Genomic DNA, 15,569 nt, shown 5'->3' with positions numbered 1-15,569 from the left:
GCTATTTATTCCAATGGTGATTTGGGTCTGTTGGCTTGCCGCTTTCATCGGCGCCAAGCTTTACCCCTCTGCTCTCCATTATTTTTTTGGTGCTATCGTGACAAGGCTTGCACAGCGGTTGCCAGTTGTTGGTATCCCAAAATAGGGTTGTGTCGCCTTTGTGCGGAGTTTTGTGGTCCACTACCGTTGCGGCGGTGATAATGCCTTTTTGCTCGCAGAAGCAGCATAGCGGATGGCGCTTTAAAAAGGTTTCACGCGCTTTTTGCCAGCGTCCACCGTAACCACGTTCAGCGGTTTTGCGTTTGTCATCGCGCCAGCTTGGTTGGCTCATAGTTCACCGGAGCCGTCCAGATAGAGTGAAGAGCCATCTTGCTGTTCGTCTTCGGTAGCCATCATCTGATCAACAATATCCAGATTACTGTTCACCAGTTGGCTTATCGCTGTTGTTTGGGCGGTAATGGCTGCGGTTTGGGCTGTCATTGCTAACGTTAGCGCCTGAAGATGCTCGATTAAATCGTCTTGCTTGCTTTGCTTAATAACTGGCGGCTTGGTTTTACCTTGAAATGTTGGGTATGCGGCGTTTAATGCGGTTACATCAACCCAATCAGCAGGCACCAGTGGCACTAATTTTTTTTGACCATTGCCGCCATTACCAATATCAGATTCGACAGCTGGCACGGAAACGATGGCACCATTGAAGATAACGACGACTTTATTCATTGCTATCGTCCATATTGATTACGTTTAGGTTGCCAGCTTTTATCGCGGCCATTCTTGCTTCGTGAAATTCACGGTTTTGCCGTTTCTTTTCTCTTGATAGGCGATATTGAACAACGAATAAAACGATTGTTGATGCGATACCGAGCAATAACGCAATCTTATCGAGTGATAGAAAACCGCCAATTGCCGTAGAGATTGAAGCGATATAGCTCCCAGTTGTCGTTGCTTTATCCATAATTGGCGCCAAGGGTTTGATATTCATTGTTAGCCTCCGATCACTCGGCAGACAGTTTCGACTTTTGCTCGTTAATCCAGTTTTCTAGCGATAGCCAATCGAGATCGCATAAAGAAATCACTTTCATCAACGAGTTAGTGTATTCAGAAAGATCTTGGTTTTTCTTGCTGGAATACGGCGGAACGATGCACTGACTGATCAGTTCCTTGGGCGGAAAAACATACTGAATCTTGGTTACGGTAACGGTTCGCACATCTGGCTGACTGCTCGAGCACGCTGTTAACAGCATCAGGGATACCAGTAGCGCCCCAAGTAAGCGTTTTTTCATCGCTGGACCTTTCGAATACCTGAGTTAACTCTTTGGTGGATTGCTCGAACTCGCGCTTAATCTCGTTTCGTGACCGTTCACGATCGCTCAAGGCCTTTGCCAGCAATGCAAGATTGCCTAGCAAGGTTTGTTTGTCTTTTTCTGCAGACTCAAGTGATGAGGTGACCGAGGATAAATTTTTTTGCAGCTCTGAACGGGCAAGCTCAGATTTATCCAAATTTGCATTTAATAGCGCAATTTGCCCCTTATTGATCACAAAAAAAGCACTGAATGCGCCTATCAAAACAATCAACAAAACGATAAGTAACGCAATGATTTTACTTGATATTGTCGAGAGCATTTTTAACGCCTAAATTTGCCAGAAAAAAAGGTCTCATTTCGCGGTTTTGCATAAAACTGGAGGCGCACGGTCAGTTAGGCAAAAGCCCTGAAGTTTTGACCCGCCCCACCCACCAAAGAGCAAACATCTTAATTATCAGTAACTTAAATAAAATCAATTGAGAGCATCGAGGCAGGCGCGGTGCCGCTGCTGCGCCCGAAGCCACACTCCATAGCAGCGCTTGTTGCCAGGCGTTGAGCAGTCATAGCCAGCGACGGTGCGATACTCTGGCAACAGCAATGCATCACATGATTGTTGGTATTCACCTTGGATAAGATGACCACGCATCGGAGAGTCTAACCAGCGGCCAATGCCGTATTGATACGTCCAATCGATGTATAAATCGTAAGATGCTTGGTTAATCTCCACGTTAGGCAGGCTAGCGCGAAAGCGTTGCTCATCCTTATCGATATGAGCCTTTGCGGTTTTAAGTGCGTTAATTGGGGTAGTGGTTTCGCCTAGCTTTACTGGCCGTCCATCTGCGTGATAAGTGGAACCAAATCCTAGTGTAGGGCGATCACCTTTAACAGGGATCTCGGCAACTGGCGAGAAGCCCTCAGATGAAACCAAGGTGATCAGTGCAGCAGCTGATAAGCTCAGGCCTGTGACTAATACCTTATTGCGCATGATTTACTTACCAATCCGTGGAGAACCTAGAGGACCTGTATCTGGTGCTTTAGCGGCCATGAGTTTAAAGCTTTCTACCTGTAACGCTTCAGCTTCTGATAATAGTTTGATGATTTGAAGATTATTTGACTTAACCTTCTCTGCTAATTCGCTTGTATCATGTGCAACACGTGCCGTCTTTTCGGATACTTCTTCTTGCAATTGTTTAAGCAGCAACTCTAGCTTGAATCCATTTGGATTAGTAACACTCATCAAAATCTTATTCATAGATGCCCCAAAACAAAAAGCCCCGGCGATGGCCGAGGCTTGAATAAACTGAAAGGTCTAGATAGCAAAAAGCCACCTATTTGGTGGCTTTAGATGCTATAACCCGCATTGTTATAGCAGGATAGTAAAACTTAATGCTTGGGTAAATCATTTTGTTCTACTATTTTTTGTTTCCCGCTATCCCCATTTTTGACATCACTCTCAAATACTGCCCATGAGTTTCTCATGCTTGATAGGAGGTTTTCTCGATTACTTACTTGGCCTGATGCATGTTTTGCATAACTAACAGCTTCTGTTAACTTACCTGCCGTATACCCATTTAAATCGCCAATAATACTTGCAACCATAGAATCTAGCTTTTGTACATAATGCGCTGCGTTCTTCTTGGTGCTTGAGTTGGCCACATCATCAATAAGTTCCCTGAGCTTTCTTAGTTTTTCATTATCCATAATTTAACCTTATTTAATTACTTATCACTTAAATGATTTTAATTCGGCCGAACTCATCCTTAATTCCGAAATAAACGATTGAACGACCTTCATCACAACAAAAGCACCAACCTTTAAATTTGTCTCTGTTAGCATGGTTAAGTCTGGCAAGAAGCCTATTTGCTGCACGCCAGTACACCTTAAAAGGATCCTCTTTAGATGTAGGAAGCATTGTGTTAACAAGGGCTTCAATGCTGATAGCAAAAGACTCACCCACATCAACACCGAGGACGTCATTTATCAGCTTTTCAATCTGATTTTCAAAATGCACATCCACGGCAATGATATCTTCTGCGCCAATGGTGTAATTTCGTTCATTTTCCATTATTTTTAGCTCTTAAATTTCACTATCACGATACTAAACTCATACCGCGTTCAATGTCTATTCCAGTTGGGACAAACACTATCTTAAGCCCTATCTTCTTGGCGTAGTAATACTCGGCGGTGGCGCCTGCAGACCTGCGCCAACCGGGCAACATCACAATCTCATTGCAAGCACGGATCATGGCGTAACAGATATCCATATACTGTGGTTCGGTTAGGCCGAACGGCAGGCAAGCAGAGTGAAGCACTACTCTGCCAGTTCCCTCCAGCTGCTCGGCCGCTTTAAAGAACGCCTGCTTATTGATCTCGACATTGCCGCTTATTGGACCAGCGATATAGGTGGTTATCATCAATCATCACCAGGCGGATTAATGCTTGAAGGCGGTTTTTTTGGTGGATATGGGCGATCAGGAATGTACCCATGACTGCTAAAACAAAATAGATTATCGCAAAAATACTCACCGAATAGCCAATAACGCTTTTTCATTGGTTTATGACATAGTTGGCAATAAGTAGAATTCCTCGGCAATGGATGTGGTAGTTTCTTTGGTACTAAACCACCGCTTTTATATCCAACATGATCAACTCCCAAACTATCAGGCTTTGCAATCGCTTTAGATGAATAAGCCTTTCTAAATGCTGAATGCTCATTAATAGCAGTCTCTAGGTGTTCATAAGCCGATGGCTTGTCATCATACAGATAGTCATTCATTGCTCTGGCTAATGAGTAAAAGCCACTTTCATCTTCTGGATGTGATTCTGATAAAGCTTTGACTGTAAGAGCAATTGCTCTTGGGTCATTATCTATACTTTGCAAACTTGCACGGTATTGCGTGTTAAGTTCATTAAACTGATCAAGCAAAGCGCATAAGTCATCAGCACGTATTAAACGATGTGTTTCGCTTATGCCACGTTGGCGTTCATGTGCTGCGGCTGATAACCGCATTAATGTTCTTGCAAAGCTCATGCATTACCCCCAAACAGCACCTGGCGATAACACTTAAGTTCAGCGATCGACTCTCTGATATCTGCTAATGCTTCATGCTTATATTGTTTTGCTCCAATGGCCTGTTGTTCAACTTCTGGCGCCCATGCTCTTGCAGCAAGAGCTAATGCCGAAATATCCAACTGGCGATAATGCATAAACTCATGCAGTCGCGGAAGTTGGCACAGGATGTATGAACGGTCGAACATGATCGAGTTACCAGCGAAGATCACCCCGTTTTTGGTTTGTCGGTTATAGGCTTCAACACCCATCTTGCTCAGGTAATTAATGATCTGCCGCTCTGCCTCTGGCAGTGAGCAAGTCGATTGCCTCACTTCATCCAGCAATCCGCTTTTTGTATGGGTATCAATCGCCCATTGGTGTGATCGGCAAATAGCTTCTTCATCTTGATGAACCACTATCCTGAGTGCTTCACCCACCTGATTTAAATCGATATCAGTGACGATAAATGCCAGTTCAAAAACAGGGTAATACTCCATACCAAGCTGACCGTTATCAATCCGGCCATTAAGGCCACCTGTTTCAATATCACCAAATAGAAAATAGGGTTTACCTATACTTCCTTTGATCTTGTGTCCTAGCTGAAACTGAAAGGAGTTTGGTTCATTGGGGAATAATATTGGCCTCATCACTCCCTCAATAATATGGAATAACGACATTAGTAACTCTAGAGGAGCCCATTTTGTCGCCACCATAAAATCACCTTCTACGTCACCAATCCACACCGGGATCCCGTAATAGCTTCCGTGGTTGGTAAATCCTTCGGCAAGTGCCTGCTGTTCTGCCATATAGCCAAGTAACGCTAATAACTTCGATAATCCCATTACACTTACTCCGCTAATTTTAATTCGGTGATCTCAACTTTTTTGGAACAAAGCACGTACCATCTTTAATCTTATAAGTGACGTGCATTGTGCTAATTACAGTCATTAGTTTTGGAAGGCATCCACCAATAACATTAGCTCCTTGGTTTAACTTAAAGTTATTGCAGGATCCGCACTGACGAGACTCAACAGCAAAAATCACTTCGCCACAATCGACGCATTTATGATCTTTTGTAATTAGGTGGGTACAATTGTTCATTACTCTTTCCCCGCCTGCTCGATTGCATCGCGCACTGCCGATGGCCATTCACCAACTAACAGTTCGGTACCATCATCAAAATGAATCTTGGTACCGTGGTGTCCATTGCTGCTATAGCTAGCAAAATGATTAATTCTATCAAGAACAACAAAGCTGTTTTCACCATGATAGAAAGGTTTAAAAGATGCGACTTTACTCATTAAATATCTTCCTCTTTTGAAGATGCATAAATCGCCTTGTAAGCCATAACCAACAAGGCTTTAAGCTGTTTTGCTAATATTTTCCATCTTGAAACTGTCTTGGTTTAACCGTGTTGAAAATGGGTGATGTATCGATAGCAAATGCTTATGCCATAGCTCGATAGCCTCACGCTTTTGATCAGCTAAATAGGTGTGAATATAGGCTTGGTCTAGCTTGGTCATAGAGTGATTTAGCATCTGCTCGGCCACCATGTAATCGATACCTAAATCAGCCCAACATGAGCGAGCCAACTTGCGTAAATCATGGGCAGTCCATTCACCACCACTCAACTGTTTAACCAAACTATTAGCGCCACGTTCATCCAACCCAGTGTTACGGCATGGGTGCGGAAATAGGTACCCGCCGCGATAACCTGCAGCGGCTTGCATTGACTTATGCCAGCGCAATACATCGGCCATCAGTCCAGAGATAGGAATAGTCAGTTGAGCTTGGGTTTTGGTGATATTGGCGGGGATCACCAACTTGGCGTTGGGTTCGTCGTAATAGCTCCACCTCAGTAATCTGGTTTCACCAATGCGGGTACCGTAAGCCAGCATAATAAACACCAACAATGCTGCGCTATCACTGGCGGTATCAAGGTCACTCAGCAGCTTAGGTAAATCAGTTGCTTGTAATTGCGGTGGTTTTGTCGCGATGGGCGTAGCAATAAAATCTGTAAAACTTAACGATGCCAACGGATCATCACTAATCAGCTTTAGCACAGTAGCTTGCTTAAATGCCTTGCGCAGCACTGCGTAATACTGGCGAACACTGCCAATTGAATAACGCGCCTGCAGTGGCCAAATTAATAGCTCATCGACTTTATGATGATTGAGCTCACTCAGCATCACCTCACCTAGCACCGGCAATAAATGCTTAGCGATGGTGCATTTGATATTGCGTCGACGTTTAATCGATAAGCTGGTATCCGACTGTGACCGGGTTAAATACCAATTAAGCAAACCGCCGCAACTTAACCAGGTGTTCACCTTCACGCTTTGATCTTGCCGATGCTGAATGCTCAACGTGGGCAAATCATCGATGATCGCCTTAGCACTCACCAGCGGCCAGTTCGCCACCTTTGACCAATTCGCCTTGCCTTCTTTATTGGTGACTAAATACCAACTGCCACGACTGCGCGAACTGCCAAGGCGCAACCGTAGCGGATAACGTGGGTCCCTAATTTCGGTAATCGATTCATCAGCCACAGCCCGTTTAATGGCGGCATCAGTTAAGGCAATACAGGCAATGGCCATTAGTCGCACCTCAGGTTAGTTCGGCAGTCTGCGTAAAAATATTCAACCGAGATCGCCTCTTTATCAGCAGCTGACAACCCCACCTTAAATAGCGCTGAGGTCAGTTTTTCAATCAATTCAAACTCAGCCAATATCAACGCTTGCTGCAGTTTAATCAGCTCGCTATTCGCCGCTAAATCAACGCCAGAACCGCAGCATTTATTGCACGGATACAGCTCGAACATCGGCTTAACTTTGCCAACACCACGGCAGATATTGCACTTTGGCAACGCATTAATCTGCTGATGGATGGCCGTTTTAGCACTCACCAAAGCCTTGTATTCTGGCGTAGATAACACCAGCTGTTTACAATGCAAATCAAACCGCTCATTAATCGATGATTGGGTTGCCAACACTGCCATTAAGCGCTTATTCATCCGCTCCAATGGCTCAATCCGGTAATAATCAGCATTGCCAATGGGTAGGTGTCCATCAAGCTCATTAGCAATCACCCTCACCGCCGCCTCAACCCCACAGGCCAGATCAACCGAGCCCATAGACTCGAGTTGTTCTGCCTCAGCTTTAAGCCGTTTAACTAAGTCGCTTACCGTTTCAATCATCAGCCAGCTAGCCCCATTTCTTCACCCACGAGGCGCAGTACTTTTTTAGCAAAGCGAGCGGCATCATGTTCGTGCTGATGCAGAGCATCTACACCGTCCATATACTTGTCGTAAAAATGCTGACTAAATTGCTCTGGCGTGATCTTGGCGCCACTCAAATCACAAAACGATTTAGTCAGCTGCTCAACGGTGTTCAACATCTTCCCGGTACCGCTGCAGTGCTTGCACTCACCATTGCGGTGATAGTTAAGTTTTGTGCCATGGCACTTATTGCAAACTCGGGTACCACACACTTCATTCACGGCCAGTTTTGCCAAGGCCGAAGCGGCAACAGGCCTAAAATCCACTTCATACTGCTTACATAGCGCCTTAACCAGTACATCCTCGGCATCTACATCGCCGCAAATGGTCGCCTCTAACACCTTCACCCCAACGGGGAACTTACCCTGTACCTGTGCAACAACACCCATAGCATCCTCCTTACTAAAAACCCCTTTACCTCCAGCAGCACCGATCGATAACCCGCGTGGAGATAGCAGCTCAAACAAGCGCTTAATTGAAATCATTTATCTGCCATCTCCTTGGTGATTAGCTGCAGCACGGGCAGCGGAATGAATAATGCTTAGTGCAATACTTGATACACGGCTTTCGGCAGCTTCAAGCGGATCTTGGCGAGACACAGTGCTCTTTGGCTTGCGTTCTGGCTTGCGCAGTAATCCACGGGCACTCAGTGCATTGCCTAAGGTTTGGTTGCCAACCTTGGCTTGGCGTGATGCCGCAAAAATCGTGGCGCCAGCAACATACAAGGCAATCGCTTGCTCCAAGTTGGCGGCGCTCTTTTCGGCCGTATTACGCAGTAAATCGTGCTCTCTTAATACTTTTGATAATGCCGTCTTGCATACGCCTGTTTTAGCCGCCGCATTAAAAACAGATAAGTTTTCATCAACATACAGCTTGATGGCCTTTTCAAATTGCTCGCTGATCTTTTTAGGTTCCTTGCGCAATAAACCTCTGTCCTTCAACTCATTTGAAAGTTTTCTCATTGACACAGGCGCGGCGGCTGAACTCTCTGCCAGCGTCATTTTTTGGTTTACATACAACTCAACACCACGCGCCAAGCGCTCAGCAAATGGGGCTTTTAACGGCATAATTCCCCCTTACCAAACAAGGCGATCAACGCAGCATCACGAGTATCAGCATTGCTGCGGCCAGTCCAGCCAGTGATCTTGTTAAAATACACACTGCTATCCTTGGCCTGTTTAACAGGGCCACGCAGCGGTTTAACTAAGGTGACGGTAATACCATTGCCCTCGAGGACTTCTTTAATTAATCTTGCCGTGGCTTTCACTTTGCCCAAGTCCTCGGCCTTGCTCATATTGATCTTAAATTCGCTACCGCCTTGGCTTGGGGCATGACCAACGTAGGCAAGCAATGGGTTTTGGCCTTTGGCAGTCCGCTTTAACTTGCTGGCGAATACTGGCTTTTTGTTATCCACATCTTCGAGCAAGACTTCAATTCGAGTTCCTGTTAAGTCATTTGCCATTTTTGTTAAAACGACATAATTGATTAATTCACTGAATGTCATGCTTTTTAAGCCTTCAATTTTTCCATTTCTTACTTGCGCCACACCGCTTTTAGTGAGATCAGGATCAATACCAATAATTAGCTTCATGCTGCCTCCGCATTACCAGCGCAATACTTAGCAAACGCATCAGCATAAAATTCATCATCTTTTTCGATTCCGATGTAATTTCTGCCAGTGTTCATGCTTGCTATTCCGCTTGAGCAACTACCAAAGCAAAAATCAAGGACGGTCTCTCCATGATTGCTATATGTGCTGATAATCCATTCGCAAAGGGCTACTGGTTTGCGGGTAGGGTTAATTCTTTCACCCTTCCTTTTTTGCTTATCAGATGAAAAAAACTGAACAGAACGAGGGTAACGGCTAGTGCTGTCGTAAACAGACCCTTTTGAGCCTTCTCCATAGCACTCACTGCCTGTTTTCTTTCTTGATGATGTTTTTCTTGGATGGCCATGCGTCATTTGTGGATTGTAGGTACCAACTCCATTGCAAAAAATAAGCACATGTTCATGAGCTCTCATGAGTTGCTTTTTAGCATTGTAAAAACCTGTTGCATTACCCTTTTCCCAAACTATTTCTTCTTTAAACCAAGGTAAGTTTGAGCATGTAAGAACCGAGGTAAATGGTTGTGCAGCATGCATTGCAATAACACCATTAGGCTTAATAATTCGCTTAAGCTGCTCCCACATTGGAATTAGAGGAATAACCTCATCCCATGCGCAGCGAGTGGTTCCGTAAGGAACATCTGCATAAATCAAATCAATGCTGTTATCAGGAATGCTTTTCATCAGTTCCAAGCAATCTCCGTGTAATAATCTGAAGTCCATACTGCTAAACCCCTCTAAACCGCTTTGACTGCCTTACTAAAAACTGATTAGCCTGTTTACGTGCAGTTGGCCCACCCTGAGCAAATATCCTTTCGTACTCGATACAAACGGAATGCTTAAACTCAGGGGGGATCACCGACATATGCTTTACAATCTTCTCCATGTCTGACTCACCACCGCGGCAATGCCACATTTGCGGCAGTTCGCGTTCGCGCAATAACCCTTGGGCCCGTAACTCAGCGGCGCTAGTCTTAACCGGCACAAACAACACCGCATCGTTAACCGCCTCTTGCACGACTTGGATAGCGGCTGAATCGATGGCCGTAGGTGCCACAATCTCGCTATAAAAATCAGGTGCATCATCTGGTAAGTGTTTAATTGCCAGAGCCATTGGCAGTCCTTAGCCCAAACTTTTGGCGCAAATCAGCGATAATCGAGCAAGCCTTTTGACTTTCAACAGGCTTGTTTACTGGGGCGGCAAGCGCCTTAGGGATACAGGCATCAAAGCTTTCACCCTTCACAGCACGGCGGCACATCACCTCATAATTGCGTTTAAATAACGGCCATGTTTGCTGTTCAGTGCGGTTTTGCAGCTCATACCAACCTGTTTCACGGCCAGCAGCAAATACAGCGCCATGGCTCCAATTGTGCTCACTCGGCCAACGGCCATGGGCGCAACACTCGCGGTACGCCTGTTCAGCGTTAGGTAAGCCCAACTGCTCAGGTGTAGGTGTACACATCGCCACAAACTCAGCGGGGTTAACGCTCCATGGTGCTGTCGCCGCGCGTTGTTTAAATGCCTCAATGCCAATCATCACATCAGCCACACTCAAGCCAGCCTCACCGATTTGCTTAACAAACTCCTGTACTACACTGCCAAGCTCTGCACCAAAGCGCTTGCTAAAATCACGGCTGTACAGGTTCATAGTCGGCATCAATTGTGTTGCCACCACTGTTGTGATCTGCTGAATGCTCGAGCTGCTTTGCCATTTGCCGTAGTTCGCGGAAGACTCGTGCTGTTGAGTGTTCATAGCGTGCAGGGTTTGCGGTATCAGTTGCTGTATTGGCTTCATGTGATGATCTCGCTAGCAGTTTGGCGTTTAGTTTGTCCCATTGTTTACGCAGGGTTTTTGGGCATAACACATTGCTCGCCCAAAATGAGTCGGAGTTGGCAAACTTAAACAGCTTGCAGATGTCGTGGTGAGTGCGCTTGTCTTGCACACGCATCAAGCGCACTTGGTTAGCCCAATCAGGCCAATTCGGTTGCTTTGCAGTGGGGTTAACAATCAGCACTTTGTTGAAGATGTACTCAGCACAGGTTAAATCGTCTTGAGTGCCCCAAAGCTTGCCGTTAGGAGTTTGAATCGCAGCATCGGGTTTTATCTGTGTGTAGGCCATTGCGTCAGCAATGTTCGACGAAGAGATCTTTTGTATTTCTTTTGTATTAATGTCTTTCTTTTGTGGGGGTCTATCTAGACAGTTTTTACTGTCAGAATAGACAGCCTCACTGTCAGAATTGACAGGTTTTACTGTCAGAATAGACAGTGAATTTTTACTGTCAGAATTGACAGTTTTTGCCTTTGCTGGTTTATCAGTCCAAGAAGAAACTGTCGGGTTAACCCCAATTTTCTTGCCGTCTTTGATCAGCACATTGCGCTTTAATAAGCCGCCAATCACCCGAGATACGTTGTCAGTATCGATATCCGTCATTTCTTCTATTTGACTGTACGATACCCAATCAGTGGCCTTGCCGTAGCCATAGGTTCTACGGATAACAGCAAATACGACCCGACTCTCACGATCGCTTAATTTCGTGCGGCACAGGGCGTCCACCAGCGTATTGGAGAGTCGTAAATAACCATCTTCCAAATCTGCTTTCACGACTTCACCCCGCCCATGCTGTTTGTGCTCAGCAACGGGCCGTAACGGCACCACATTACTGCCACCAGCGCCATGATTGACGCTATCAATTGATTCCAGTACCATTGTTTTGCCTCTCTTTGGTATTAAGCCCACAGCCTCCACAGCTCTAGTGGGCTTTCTTATTTAAACCGTACTGCACTACCCGAAAACTGATACCCAGCGTCTAAAACCCTTTCAGCAATTGCCTCTGCACTGGTCGTAGGTGATTTGCGAATAACATTGGCTAACAACGCAATCTCTTGATTGCGCTCAATGCGAGCAAACTCAGACATTTGTTGATTACGTTCAATGCGAGCAAACTCGGCATCTTCTTCAGGTGTATGAGGGATATTTTGGTGCTTACCGCTAAGATGGTTGCAGACCTCATTTAACGCCTCAAAATTTGGGAATTCGGCTTTCTTAGTGCTGCACTTATCAGTTAACTGATTTGAACCAACATTTACCGCAATCACAGGGTCATAAGCTCTCATCACACTCTCCCATTAGCCTTTAACCGCTCATAGTCATGGCGGCAGTCGGCATCACAAAAATGCTGATTATTCAAAACAGGGCTCTTGCAGTAATGACACAGGCCCGTAAAAGGCAGCGTAGGTTGGCGAACAGATAAAGCAGCTTTGATATGCGCTTCATGCTCGATTGCGGCATCATCAATAACATCACTCATTGGATGCACTCTTTGGTAAGGCTTGCGCGAATGGCAGTGGCAGAAGTACCAGCTTGTAATTCAATGCTAAAATCATTCGCTTTCGGCAGTTCCCGCACTTGGCTACTCACTACCGCTTTAAGCGAAATAACTTCGCGTACTGTTTTGTTAAGCTCTCGGCTAATGCACTCAAACTCTTCTGGTGTAATCACCCCATCAGATCGTGAATCGCGGATCTCTGCCAGTGCAATGCCCATTTGCTCACTAATCAGCAGTAACTGATCGCTTAACTCTTCATCGCAGTTAACCGACTCAGGCAGCTTTACAAACACCCCACCACGGCTATGGCACCATGCCGATAAAATGCGGTCATCGTCGGCTAGCTCAGTCAAATGAATCGCATCGCGCAAATACAAGTGATTGCTGTCGTTCTCAGGGTTTAATTTGTTGTACATCACCCCGGGCTGCTGGAATAAATCCTTCGCCAGCTTATCCACCCCGTAATCGTGCCCCAGCGCATGGGCGGCATAGAGTGGATCGGTGCATGAAAGAGCTTCGCGCTTTAATGTGTGTTTAGTCATAGGGTTAGATATCCTTGCTATTAACAAGAGCAGTTAAGCAACCTTTCCGTCACTATTCTCAATAGGGTTAGGGAATACATCAGAGAAGGTGCATTTGGCTCCAAGTTGATTTAGAGCGTTTACAATCTTCCAGCACTGAGTGAAATCGGGTGTTCTCCTCCCTTTTTCATAGTGATAAAAGCTTGAAACATCAGTCTCAATTAACTTCGCAATATCTTTTACCGAGATACCTGCTTTTACTCGAACTTGACGGATATGCTGCATAGCTACCTCAATAATGGAATTTCCCATAATGTACATTATGTATATTTCGTTATCAACATAAATGTACATTATGTTTATTGATTGTTTTTGTACATATCGTACATTTTAAGGATGAAAATGAAGTGGAATGAGCTGGTTAAATCCAGAATGAAAGAGCTTGGGATTACCCAAGAAAGGCTTGCTGAGTTAGAAGAAGTAACTCCTGGCGGAATGGGGCATTGGCTTAATGGAAGAAGAGAGCCTTCGTTAAGTAAGATCGCATCAATATTAAAGCGTCTTAATTTAGACTCACTGGTATTGCATTCAGATGGAATGCTTGAATATCCAGACGAAGCGCTAGTTAATGTTAGCAATGCTAATTTATCTACCAAATACCTAAAAAAATTCCCTGTTATTAGCTATGTAAAAGCGGGGGTTTGGTCAGAGGCCGTTGAGGAATCACCAGCATCAGCTTCAGACGAATGGTATGAAACAACCGAAAGAACAAGTGAACATTGTTTTTGGCTGCGGGTGATTGGTGACTCAATGACATCTCCATCTGGCGTTAGCTTTCCTGAAGGGACATTGATACTTGTTGATCCAGATCGAGATAGGCTGAATGGGTCATTTGTGGTCGCAAAGCTAACTGATGTTAATGAGGCCACATTTAAAAAGTTGGTAGTTGATGCTGGGCAAAAGTTCCTTAAGCCACTAAACAACGCATACCCTACGCTACCAATAAATGGGAATTGTAAAATTATTGGTGTTGTTGTGGATGCTAAAATTAAGATTTTCTAGCTAGTTATAATTTTAATGATAATGGATTATTACCATGAGAATGATCACTATTTCACTAGTGCTGTTTATGCTCGGCGGCTGCGCCACTTCATCAGTTAGCTACGATAAAGCCAAAAATGTTCCTGAAGATAGAGTGGCGCTAAAAACGCAAGGGAAATACTCATTTACCGTTATCAGAGATAGTGGATGGACTGGTAGCGGCTGCTATGCAGACCTTTATATTGATGAACAACTTGCTGCCAAATTCGAGTCAGGTGAAAAGTCAACTTTTAGAACAGATGATAATAGAGTCATGCTTAAAGTGACTAACTCAGGTGCGGCACTTTGCTCTTTTGATGGAGGCACAAATCACTATGAAGCCTTTCTTGAATTAGATAAGCATAAAATATACAGAATTCACGTTAACTATGATGGTGCAGGTCTGCAAATATTAGCTGGCGGTACTTTTAAAAACTAAAGGAATAGTAAAATGGATAAAGAAACCGCAGAGTTTTTAGCAAAACACCCCTACATCCCTACCAAATTTATCGCATTAGATGCCGAGACTACTGGGCTTGAGGCTGAAGCGGACAAGATAATCGAGATTGCCGCAATCAAATTTGATCTCCTATCTAACGATCACCCTGTATTTGAGTCATTGATCAATCCTGCGGTAAAGCTACCGCGAAAAATAACCAATATCACAGGCATCACCAACAAGATGCTGGTAGACCAGCCGCCCTTTGCTGAGCTCGCGCAAGACTTAAAAGCGTTTATTGGTGATCTTCCTATCGTGGCCTACAATGCCAAGTTTGATAAAGGCTTTTTAGATGCTGAGTTCGCTAATGTTGGCATCGTGCTCACTAACCAGTACCACTGTGCATTAAATCTGGCAAAAGCAGCATTCAACTTACCAAACTATAAATTAGCCACGGTAGCCCAGCACTGTAATATTCCGCTTGATGAAGCACACCGTGCCAAATCTGATGCGATTGCCGCTGGCCGAGTGTTTATGTGCGCAGCGGTCACCCTTGGGCATATTAATGAAATCAAACCTAAATCAGCATTTGGTAAAACCAAAGGCGCTGATCATAAAGCTTACCAACCCAATGAATATGGTGAACTATACGGCCAAACCATCGTCTTTACGGGCGAACTATCAATGACCAGAGCCGAAGCCTTTGAAGCCGCAGCAGAACTCGGGCTTGAAATTAAATCAGGCGTATCTAAAAAGACTGATTATCTTGTCGTTGGTGAACAGGATGAAAGTCTAGTTGGCCCAAGTGGCATATCTAGTAAGCAACTAAAAGCACAAGATCTAATTGATGAAGGCTTTGATATTCAAATTTTAGATGAAGATGAATTTATGGAGCTAATTGAAGGATAAAACCTAAATAAAATTTATTTTTAAACCCGCCTAAGCGGGTTTATCAAAAAAAGA

Annotated in this window: 29 protein-coding genes; 3 read left to right on the top strand and 26 right to left on the bottom strand. The window is 44.7% G+C overall.

Annotated elements, in window-relative coordinates; translation table 11 throughout:
* Position 1 precedes the first annotated feature (1 nt).
* The 26 genes from M0413_RS11475 to M0413_RS11355 all read right to left on the bottom strand — a co-directional run bounded on the left by M0413_RS11475 (position 2) and on the right by M0413_RS11355 (position 13,399).
* Positions 2–331, bottom strand: a complete 330-nt coding sequence (locus tag M0413_RS11475) for an HNH endonuclease (protein ID WP_249554253.1) — start codon at positions 329–331, stop codon at positions 2–4.
* Positions 328–720 (bottom strand): hypothetical protein, encoded by a 393-nt coding sequence (locus M0413_RS11470; protein WP_249554252.1) that lies wholly within the window; start codon positions 718–720, stop codon positions 328–330. Before M0413_RS11470 ends, M0413_RS11475 begins: the two co-directional genes overlap by 4 nt.
* Positions 713–982: an HP1 family phage holin gene (locus M0413_RS11465; protein ID WP_133178989.1), complete on the bottom strand. Its 270-nt coding sequence runs from the start codon at positions 980–982 to the stop codon at positions 713–715. Before M0413_RS11465 ends, M0413_RS11470 begins: the two co-directional genes overlap by 8 nt.
* 13 nt (positions 983–995) lie before the next feature.
* Positions 996–1,184, bottom strand: coding sequence for a hypothetical protein (locus tag M0413_RS23110; RefSeq protein WP_425290055.1), 189 nt, complete (start codon positions 1,182–1,184; stop codon positions 996–998).
* Positions 1,099–1,500, bottom strand: a complete 402-nt coding sequence (locus tag M0413_RS11460) for a hypothetical protein (RefSeq protein ID WP_249554251.1) — start codon at positions 1,498–1,500, stop codon at positions 1,099–1,101. The genes M0413_RS23110 and M0413_RS11460 overlap by 86 nt, the downstream gene beginning before the upstream one ends.
* Before the next feature lie 276 nt (positions 1,501–1,776).
* Entirely contained in the window at positions 1,777–2,289 is a 513-nt protein-coding gene (locus M0413_RS11455) for a glycoside hydrolase family protein (RefSeq protein WP_249554250.1), read from the bottom strand.
* 3 nt (positions 2,290–2,292) lie between these two features.
* Complete coding sequence (locus M0413_RS11450) at positions 2,293–2,556, bottom strand: hypothetical protein (protein ID WP_249554249.1); 264 nt, start codon at positions 2,554–2,556, stop codon at positions 2,293–2,295.
* Between the two features lie 131 nt (positions 2,557–2,687).
* A complete protein-coding gene (locus M0413_RS11445) occupies positions 2,688–3,005 on the bottom strand; it encodes a hypothetical protein (RefSeq protein ID WP_249554248.1) in 318 nt (105 codons plus the stop codon).
* 28 nt (positions 3,006–3,033) lie between these two features.
* Entirely contained in the window at positions 3,034–3,369 is a 336-nt protein-coding gene (locus M0413_RS11440; RefSeq protein ID WP_249554247.1) for a hypothetical protein, read from the bottom strand.
* Positions 3,370–3,394: 25 nt separating this feature from the next.
* Complete coding sequence (locus M0413_RS11435; RefSeq protein WP_249554245.1) at positions 3,395–3,718, bottom strand: DUF4406 domain-containing protein; 324 nt, start codon at positions 3,716–3,718, stop codon at positions 3,395–3,397.
* Positions 3,718–4,335, bottom strand: a complete 618-nt coding sequence (locus M0413_RS11430) for a hypothetical protein (RefSeq protein WP_249554243.1) — start codon at positions 4,333–4,335, stop codon at positions 3,718–3,720. The genes M0413_RS11435 and M0413_RS11430 overlap by 1 nt, the downstream gene beginning before the upstream one ends.
* The gene (gene orn, locus M0413_RS11425) at positions 4,332–5,198 is read right to left on the bottom strand and encodes an oligoribonuclease (protein ID WP_249554241.1); all 867 of its coding nucleotides are present in this window, start codon (positions 5,196–5,198) and stop codon (positions 4,332–4,334) included. Before orn ends, M0413_RS11430 begins: the two co-directional genes overlap by 4 nt.
* Before the next feature lie 258 nt (positions 5,199–5,456).
* Positions 5,457–5,657 (bottom strand): hypothetical protein, encoded by a 201-nt coding sequence (locus M0413_RS11420; RefSeq protein ID WP_249554239.1) that lies wholly within the window; start codon positions 5,655–5,657, stop codon positions 5,457–5,459.
* 60 nt (positions 5,658–5,717) lie between these two features.
* On the bottom strand, positions 5,718–6,953 hold the full coding sequence (locus M0413_RS11415; protein ID WP_249554238.1) for a tyrosine-type recombinase/integrase: 1,236 nt from the start codon (positions 6,951–6,953) through the stop codon (positions 5,718–5,720).
* Positions 6,953–7,552 (bottom strand): hypothetical protein, encoded by a 600-nt coding sequence (locus M0413_RS11410; protein ID WP_249554237.1) that lies wholly within the window; start codon positions 7,550–7,552, stop codon positions 6,953–6,955. Before M0413_RS11410 ends, M0413_RS11415 begins: the two co-directional genes overlap by 1 nt.
* Positions 7,552–8,118 carry a TIGR02642 family protein gene (locus tag M0413_RS11405; RefSeq protein WP_249554236.1) on the bottom strand — a complete coding sequence of 189 codons (567 nt, stop codon included), beginning with the start codon at positions 8,116–8,118 and terminating at the stop codon, positions 7,552–7,554. The genes M0413_RS11410 and M0413_RS11405 overlap by 1 nt, the downstream gene beginning before the upstream one ends.
* Complete coding sequence (locus tag M0413_RS11400; RefSeq protein ID WP_249554235.1) at positions 8,119–8,700, bottom strand: hypothetical protein; 582 nt, start codon at positions 8,698–8,700, stop codon at positions 8,119–8,121.
* Positions 8,691–9,224 carry a hypothetical protein gene (locus M0413_RS11395; RefSeq protein ID WP_249554234.1) on the bottom strand — a complete coding sequence of 178 codons (534 nt, stop codon included), beginning with the start codon at positions 9,222–9,224 and terminating at the stop codon, positions 8,691–8,693. The genes M0413_RS11400 and M0413_RS11395 overlap by 10 nt, the downstream gene beginning before the upstream one ends.
* On the bottom strand, positions 9,221–9,922 hold the full coding sequence (locus tag M0413_RS11390) for a DNA-methyltransferase (protein WP_249554315.1): 702 nt from the start codon (positions 9,920–9,922) through the stop codon (positions 9,221–9,223). The genes M0413_RS11395 and M0413_RS11390 overlap by 4 nt, the downstream gene beginning before the upstream one ends.
* 43 nt (positions 9,923–9,965) lie before the next feature.
* Positions 9,966–10,352: a hypothetical protein gene (locus M0413_RS11385; RefSeq protein ID WP_249554233.1), complete on the bottom strand. Its 387-nt coding sequence runs from the start codon at positions 10,350–10,352 to the stop codon at positions 9,966–9,968.
* Positions 10,336–10,896, bottom strand: a complete 561-nt coding sequence (locus M0413_RS11380) for a replication protein P (protein WP_249554232.1) — start codon at positions 10,894–10,896, stop codon at positions 10,336–10,338. Before M0413_RS11380 ends, M0413_RS11385 begins: the two co-directional genes overlap by 17 nt.
* Positions 10,868–11,947 (bottom strand): replication protein, encoded by a 1,080-nt coding sequence (locus M0413_RS11375; RefSeq protein WP_249554230.1) that lies wholly within the window; start codon positions 11,945–11,947, stop codon positions 10,868–10,870. Before M0413_RS11375 ends, M0413_RS11380 begins: the two co-directional genes overlap by 29 nt.
* A gap of 56 nt (positions 11,948–12,003) precedes the next feature.
* The gene (locus tag M0413_RS11370; protein ID WP_249554228.1) at positions 12,004–12,354 is read right to left on the bottom strand and encodes a hypothetical protein; all 351 of its coding nucleotides are present in this window, start codon (positions 12,352–12,354) and stop codon (positions 12,004–12,006) included.
* Positions 12,354–12,548: a hypothetical protein gene (locus M0413_RS11365; RefSeq protein ID WP_249554226.1), complete on the bottom strand. Its 195-nt coding sequence runs from the start codon at positions 12,546–12,548 to the stop codon at positions 12,354–12,356. Before M0413_RS11365 ends, M0413_RS11370 begins: the two co-directional genes overlap by 1 nt.
* A complete protein-coding gene (locus M0413_RS11360; RefSeq protein ID WP_249554224.1) occupies positions 12,545–13,108 on the bottom strand; it encodes a phage regulatory CII family protein in 564 nt (187 codons plus the stop codon). The genes M0413_RS11365 and M0413_RS11360 overlap by 4 nt, the downstream gene beginning before the upstream one ends.
* Before the next feature lie 33 nt (positions 13,109–13,141).
* Positions 13,142–13,399, bottom strand: coding sequence for a helix-turn-helix transcriptional regulator (locus M0413_RS11355; protein WP_249554222.1), 258 nt, complete (start codon positions 13,397–13,399; stop codon positions 13,142–13,144).
* A gap of 90 nt (positions 13,400–13,489) precedes the next feature.
* Between M0413_RS11355 and M0413_RS11350 the strand changes: the two genes are divergently transcribed.
* Genes M0413_RS11350 through M0413_RS11340 form a run of 3 tightly spaced genes read left to right on the top strand, consistent with a single transcriptional unit; the run spans position 13,490 to position 15,515 of the window.
* The gene (locus M0413_RS11350; RefSeq protein WP_011789791.1) at positions 13,490–14,149 is read left to right on the top strand and encodes a LexA family transcriptional regulator; all 660 of its coding nucleotides are present in this window, start codon (positions 13,490–13,492) and stop codon (positions 14,147–14,149) included.
* A 34-nt stretch (positions 14,150–14,183) separates the two neighbouring features.
* Positions 14,184–14,606, top strand: coding sequence for a hypothetical protein (locus M0413_RS11345; RefSeq protein WP_249554220.1), 423 nt, complete (start codon positions 14,184–14,186; stop codon positions 14,604–14,606).
* A gap of 12 nt (positions 14,607–14,618) precedes the next feature.
* Positions 14,619–15,515 (top strand): exonuclease domain-containing protein, encoded by an 897-nt coding sequence (locus tag M0413_RS11340; RefSeq protein WP_249554218.1) that lies wholly within the window; start codon positions 14,619–14,621, stop codon positions 15,513–15,515.
* The last annotated feature ends 54 nt before the right edge of the window (positions 15,516–15,569 follow it).

The sequence above is a fragment of the Shewanella sp. 8A genome, assembly GCF_023475945.1.
GTDB lineage: Bacteria > Pseudomonadota > Gammaproteobacteria > Enterobacterales > Shewanellaceae > Shewanella > Shewanella xiamenensis.
The sequence above is the reverse complement of the archived record's forward strand: the minus strand, read 5'-3'. Positions and strand labels throughout refer to the sequence as shown.

Bases quoted from the DNA above. Each gene is read 5' to 3' on its own strand.
- M0413_RS11475 (WP_249554253.1), bottom strand. From the start codon at position 331: ATGAGCCAACCAAGCTGGCGCGATGACAAACGCAAAACCGCTGAACGT.
- M0413_RS11470 (WP_249554252.1), bottom strand. From the start codon at position 720: ATGAATAAAGTCGTCGTTATCTTCAATGGTGCCATCGTTTCCGTGCCA.
- M0413_RS11465 (WP_133178989.1), bottom strand. From the start codon at position 982: ATGAATATCAAACCCTTGGCGCCAATTATGGATAAAGCAACGACAACT.
- M0413_RS11455 (WP_249554250.1), bottom strand. From the start codon at position 2,289: ATGCGCAATAAGGTATTAGTCACAGGCCTGAGCTTATCAGCTGCTGCA.
- M0413_RS11450 (WP_249554249.1), bottom strand. From the start codon at position 2,556: ATGAATAAGATTTTGATGAGTGTTACTAATCCAAATGGATTCAAGCTA.
- M0413_RS11445 (WP_249554248.1), bottom strand. From the start codon at position 3,005: ATGGATAATGAAAAACTAAGAAAGCTCAGGGAACTTATTGATGATGTG.
- M0413_RS11440 (WP_249554247.1), bottom strand. From the start codon at position 3,369: ATGGAAAATGAACGAAATTACACCATTGGCGCAGAAGATATCATTGCC.
- M0413_RS11435 (WP_249554245.1), bottom strand. From the start codon at position 3,718: ATGATAACCACCTATATCGCTGGTCCAATAAGCGGCAATGTCGAGATC.
- M0413_RS11430 (WP_249554243.1), bottom strand. From the start codon at position 4,335: ATGAGCTTTGCAAGAACATTAATGCGGTTATCAGCCGCAGCACATGAA.
- orn (WP_249554241.1), bottom strand. From the start codon at position 5,198: ATGGGATTATCGAAGTTATTAGCGTTACTTGGCTATATGGCAGAACAG.
- M0413_RS11420 (WP_249554239.1), bottom strand. From the start codon at position 5,657: ATGAGTAAAGTCGCATCTTTTAAACCTTTCTATCATGGTGAAAACAGC.
- M0413_RS11415 (WP_249554238.1), bottom strand. From the start codon at position 6,953: ATGGCCATTGCCTGTATTGCCTTAACTGATGCCGCCATTAAACGGGCT.
- M0413_RS11410 (WP_249554237.1), bottom strand. From the start codon at position 7,552: ATGATTGAAACGGTAAGCGACTTAGTTAAACGGCTTAAAGCTGAGGCA.
- M0413_RS11405 (WP_249554236.1), bottom strand. From the start codon at position 8,118: ATGATTTCAATTAAGCGCTTGTTTGAGCTGCTATCTCCACGCGGGTTA.
- M0413_RS11400 (WP_249554235.1), bottom strand. From the start codon at position 8,700: ATGCCGTTAAAAGCCCCATTTGCTGAGCGCTTGGCGCGTGGTGTTGAG.
- M0413_RS11395 (WP_249554234.1), bottom strand. From the start codon at position 9,224: ATGAAGCTAATTATTGGTATTGATCCTGATCTCACTAAAAGCGGTGTG.
- M0413_RS11390 (WP_249554315.1), bottom strand. From the start codon at position 9,922: ATGAAAAGCATTCCTGATAACAGCATTGATTTGATTTATGCAGATGTT.
- M0413_RS11385 (WP_249554233.1), bottom strand. From the start codon at position 10,352: ATGGCTCTGGCAATTAAACACTTACCAGATGATGCACCTGATTTTTAT.
- M0413_RS11380 (WP_249554232.1), bottom strand. From the start codon at position 10,896: ATGCCGACTATGAACCTGTACAGCCGTGATTTTAGCAAGCGCTTTGGT.
- M0413_RS11375 (WP_249554230.1), bottom strand. From the start codon at position 11,947: ATGGTACTGGAATCAATTGATAGCGTCAATCATGGCGCTGGTGGCAGT.
- M0413_RS11370 (WP_249554228.1), bottom strand. From the start codon at position 12,354: ATGAGAGCTTATGACCCTGTGATTGCGGTAAATGTTGGTTCAAATCAG.
- M0413_RS11365 (WP_249554226.1), bottom strand. From the start codon at position 12,548: ATGAGTGATGTTATTGATGATGCCGCAATCGAGCATGAAGCGCATATC.
- M0413_RS11360 (WP_249554224.1), bottom strand. From the start codon at position 13,108: ATGACTAAACACACATTAAAGCGCGAAGCTCTTTCATGCACCGATCCA.
- M0413_RS11355 (WP_249554222.1), bottom strand. From the start codon at position 13,399: ATGGGAAATTCCATTATTGAGGTAGCTATGCAGCATATCCGTCAAGTT.
- M0413_RS11350 (WP_011789791.1), top strand. From the start codon at position 13,490: ATGAAGTGGAATGAGCTGGTTAAATCCAGAATGAAAGAGCTTGGGATT.
- M0413_RS11345 (WP_249554220.1), top strand. From the start codon at position 14,184: ATGAGAATGATCACTATTTCACTAGTGCTGTTTATGCTCGGCGGCTGC.
- M0413_RS11340 (WP_249554218.1), top strand. From the start codon at position 14,619: ATGGATAAAGAAACCGCAGAGTTTTTAGCAAAACACCCCTACATCCCT.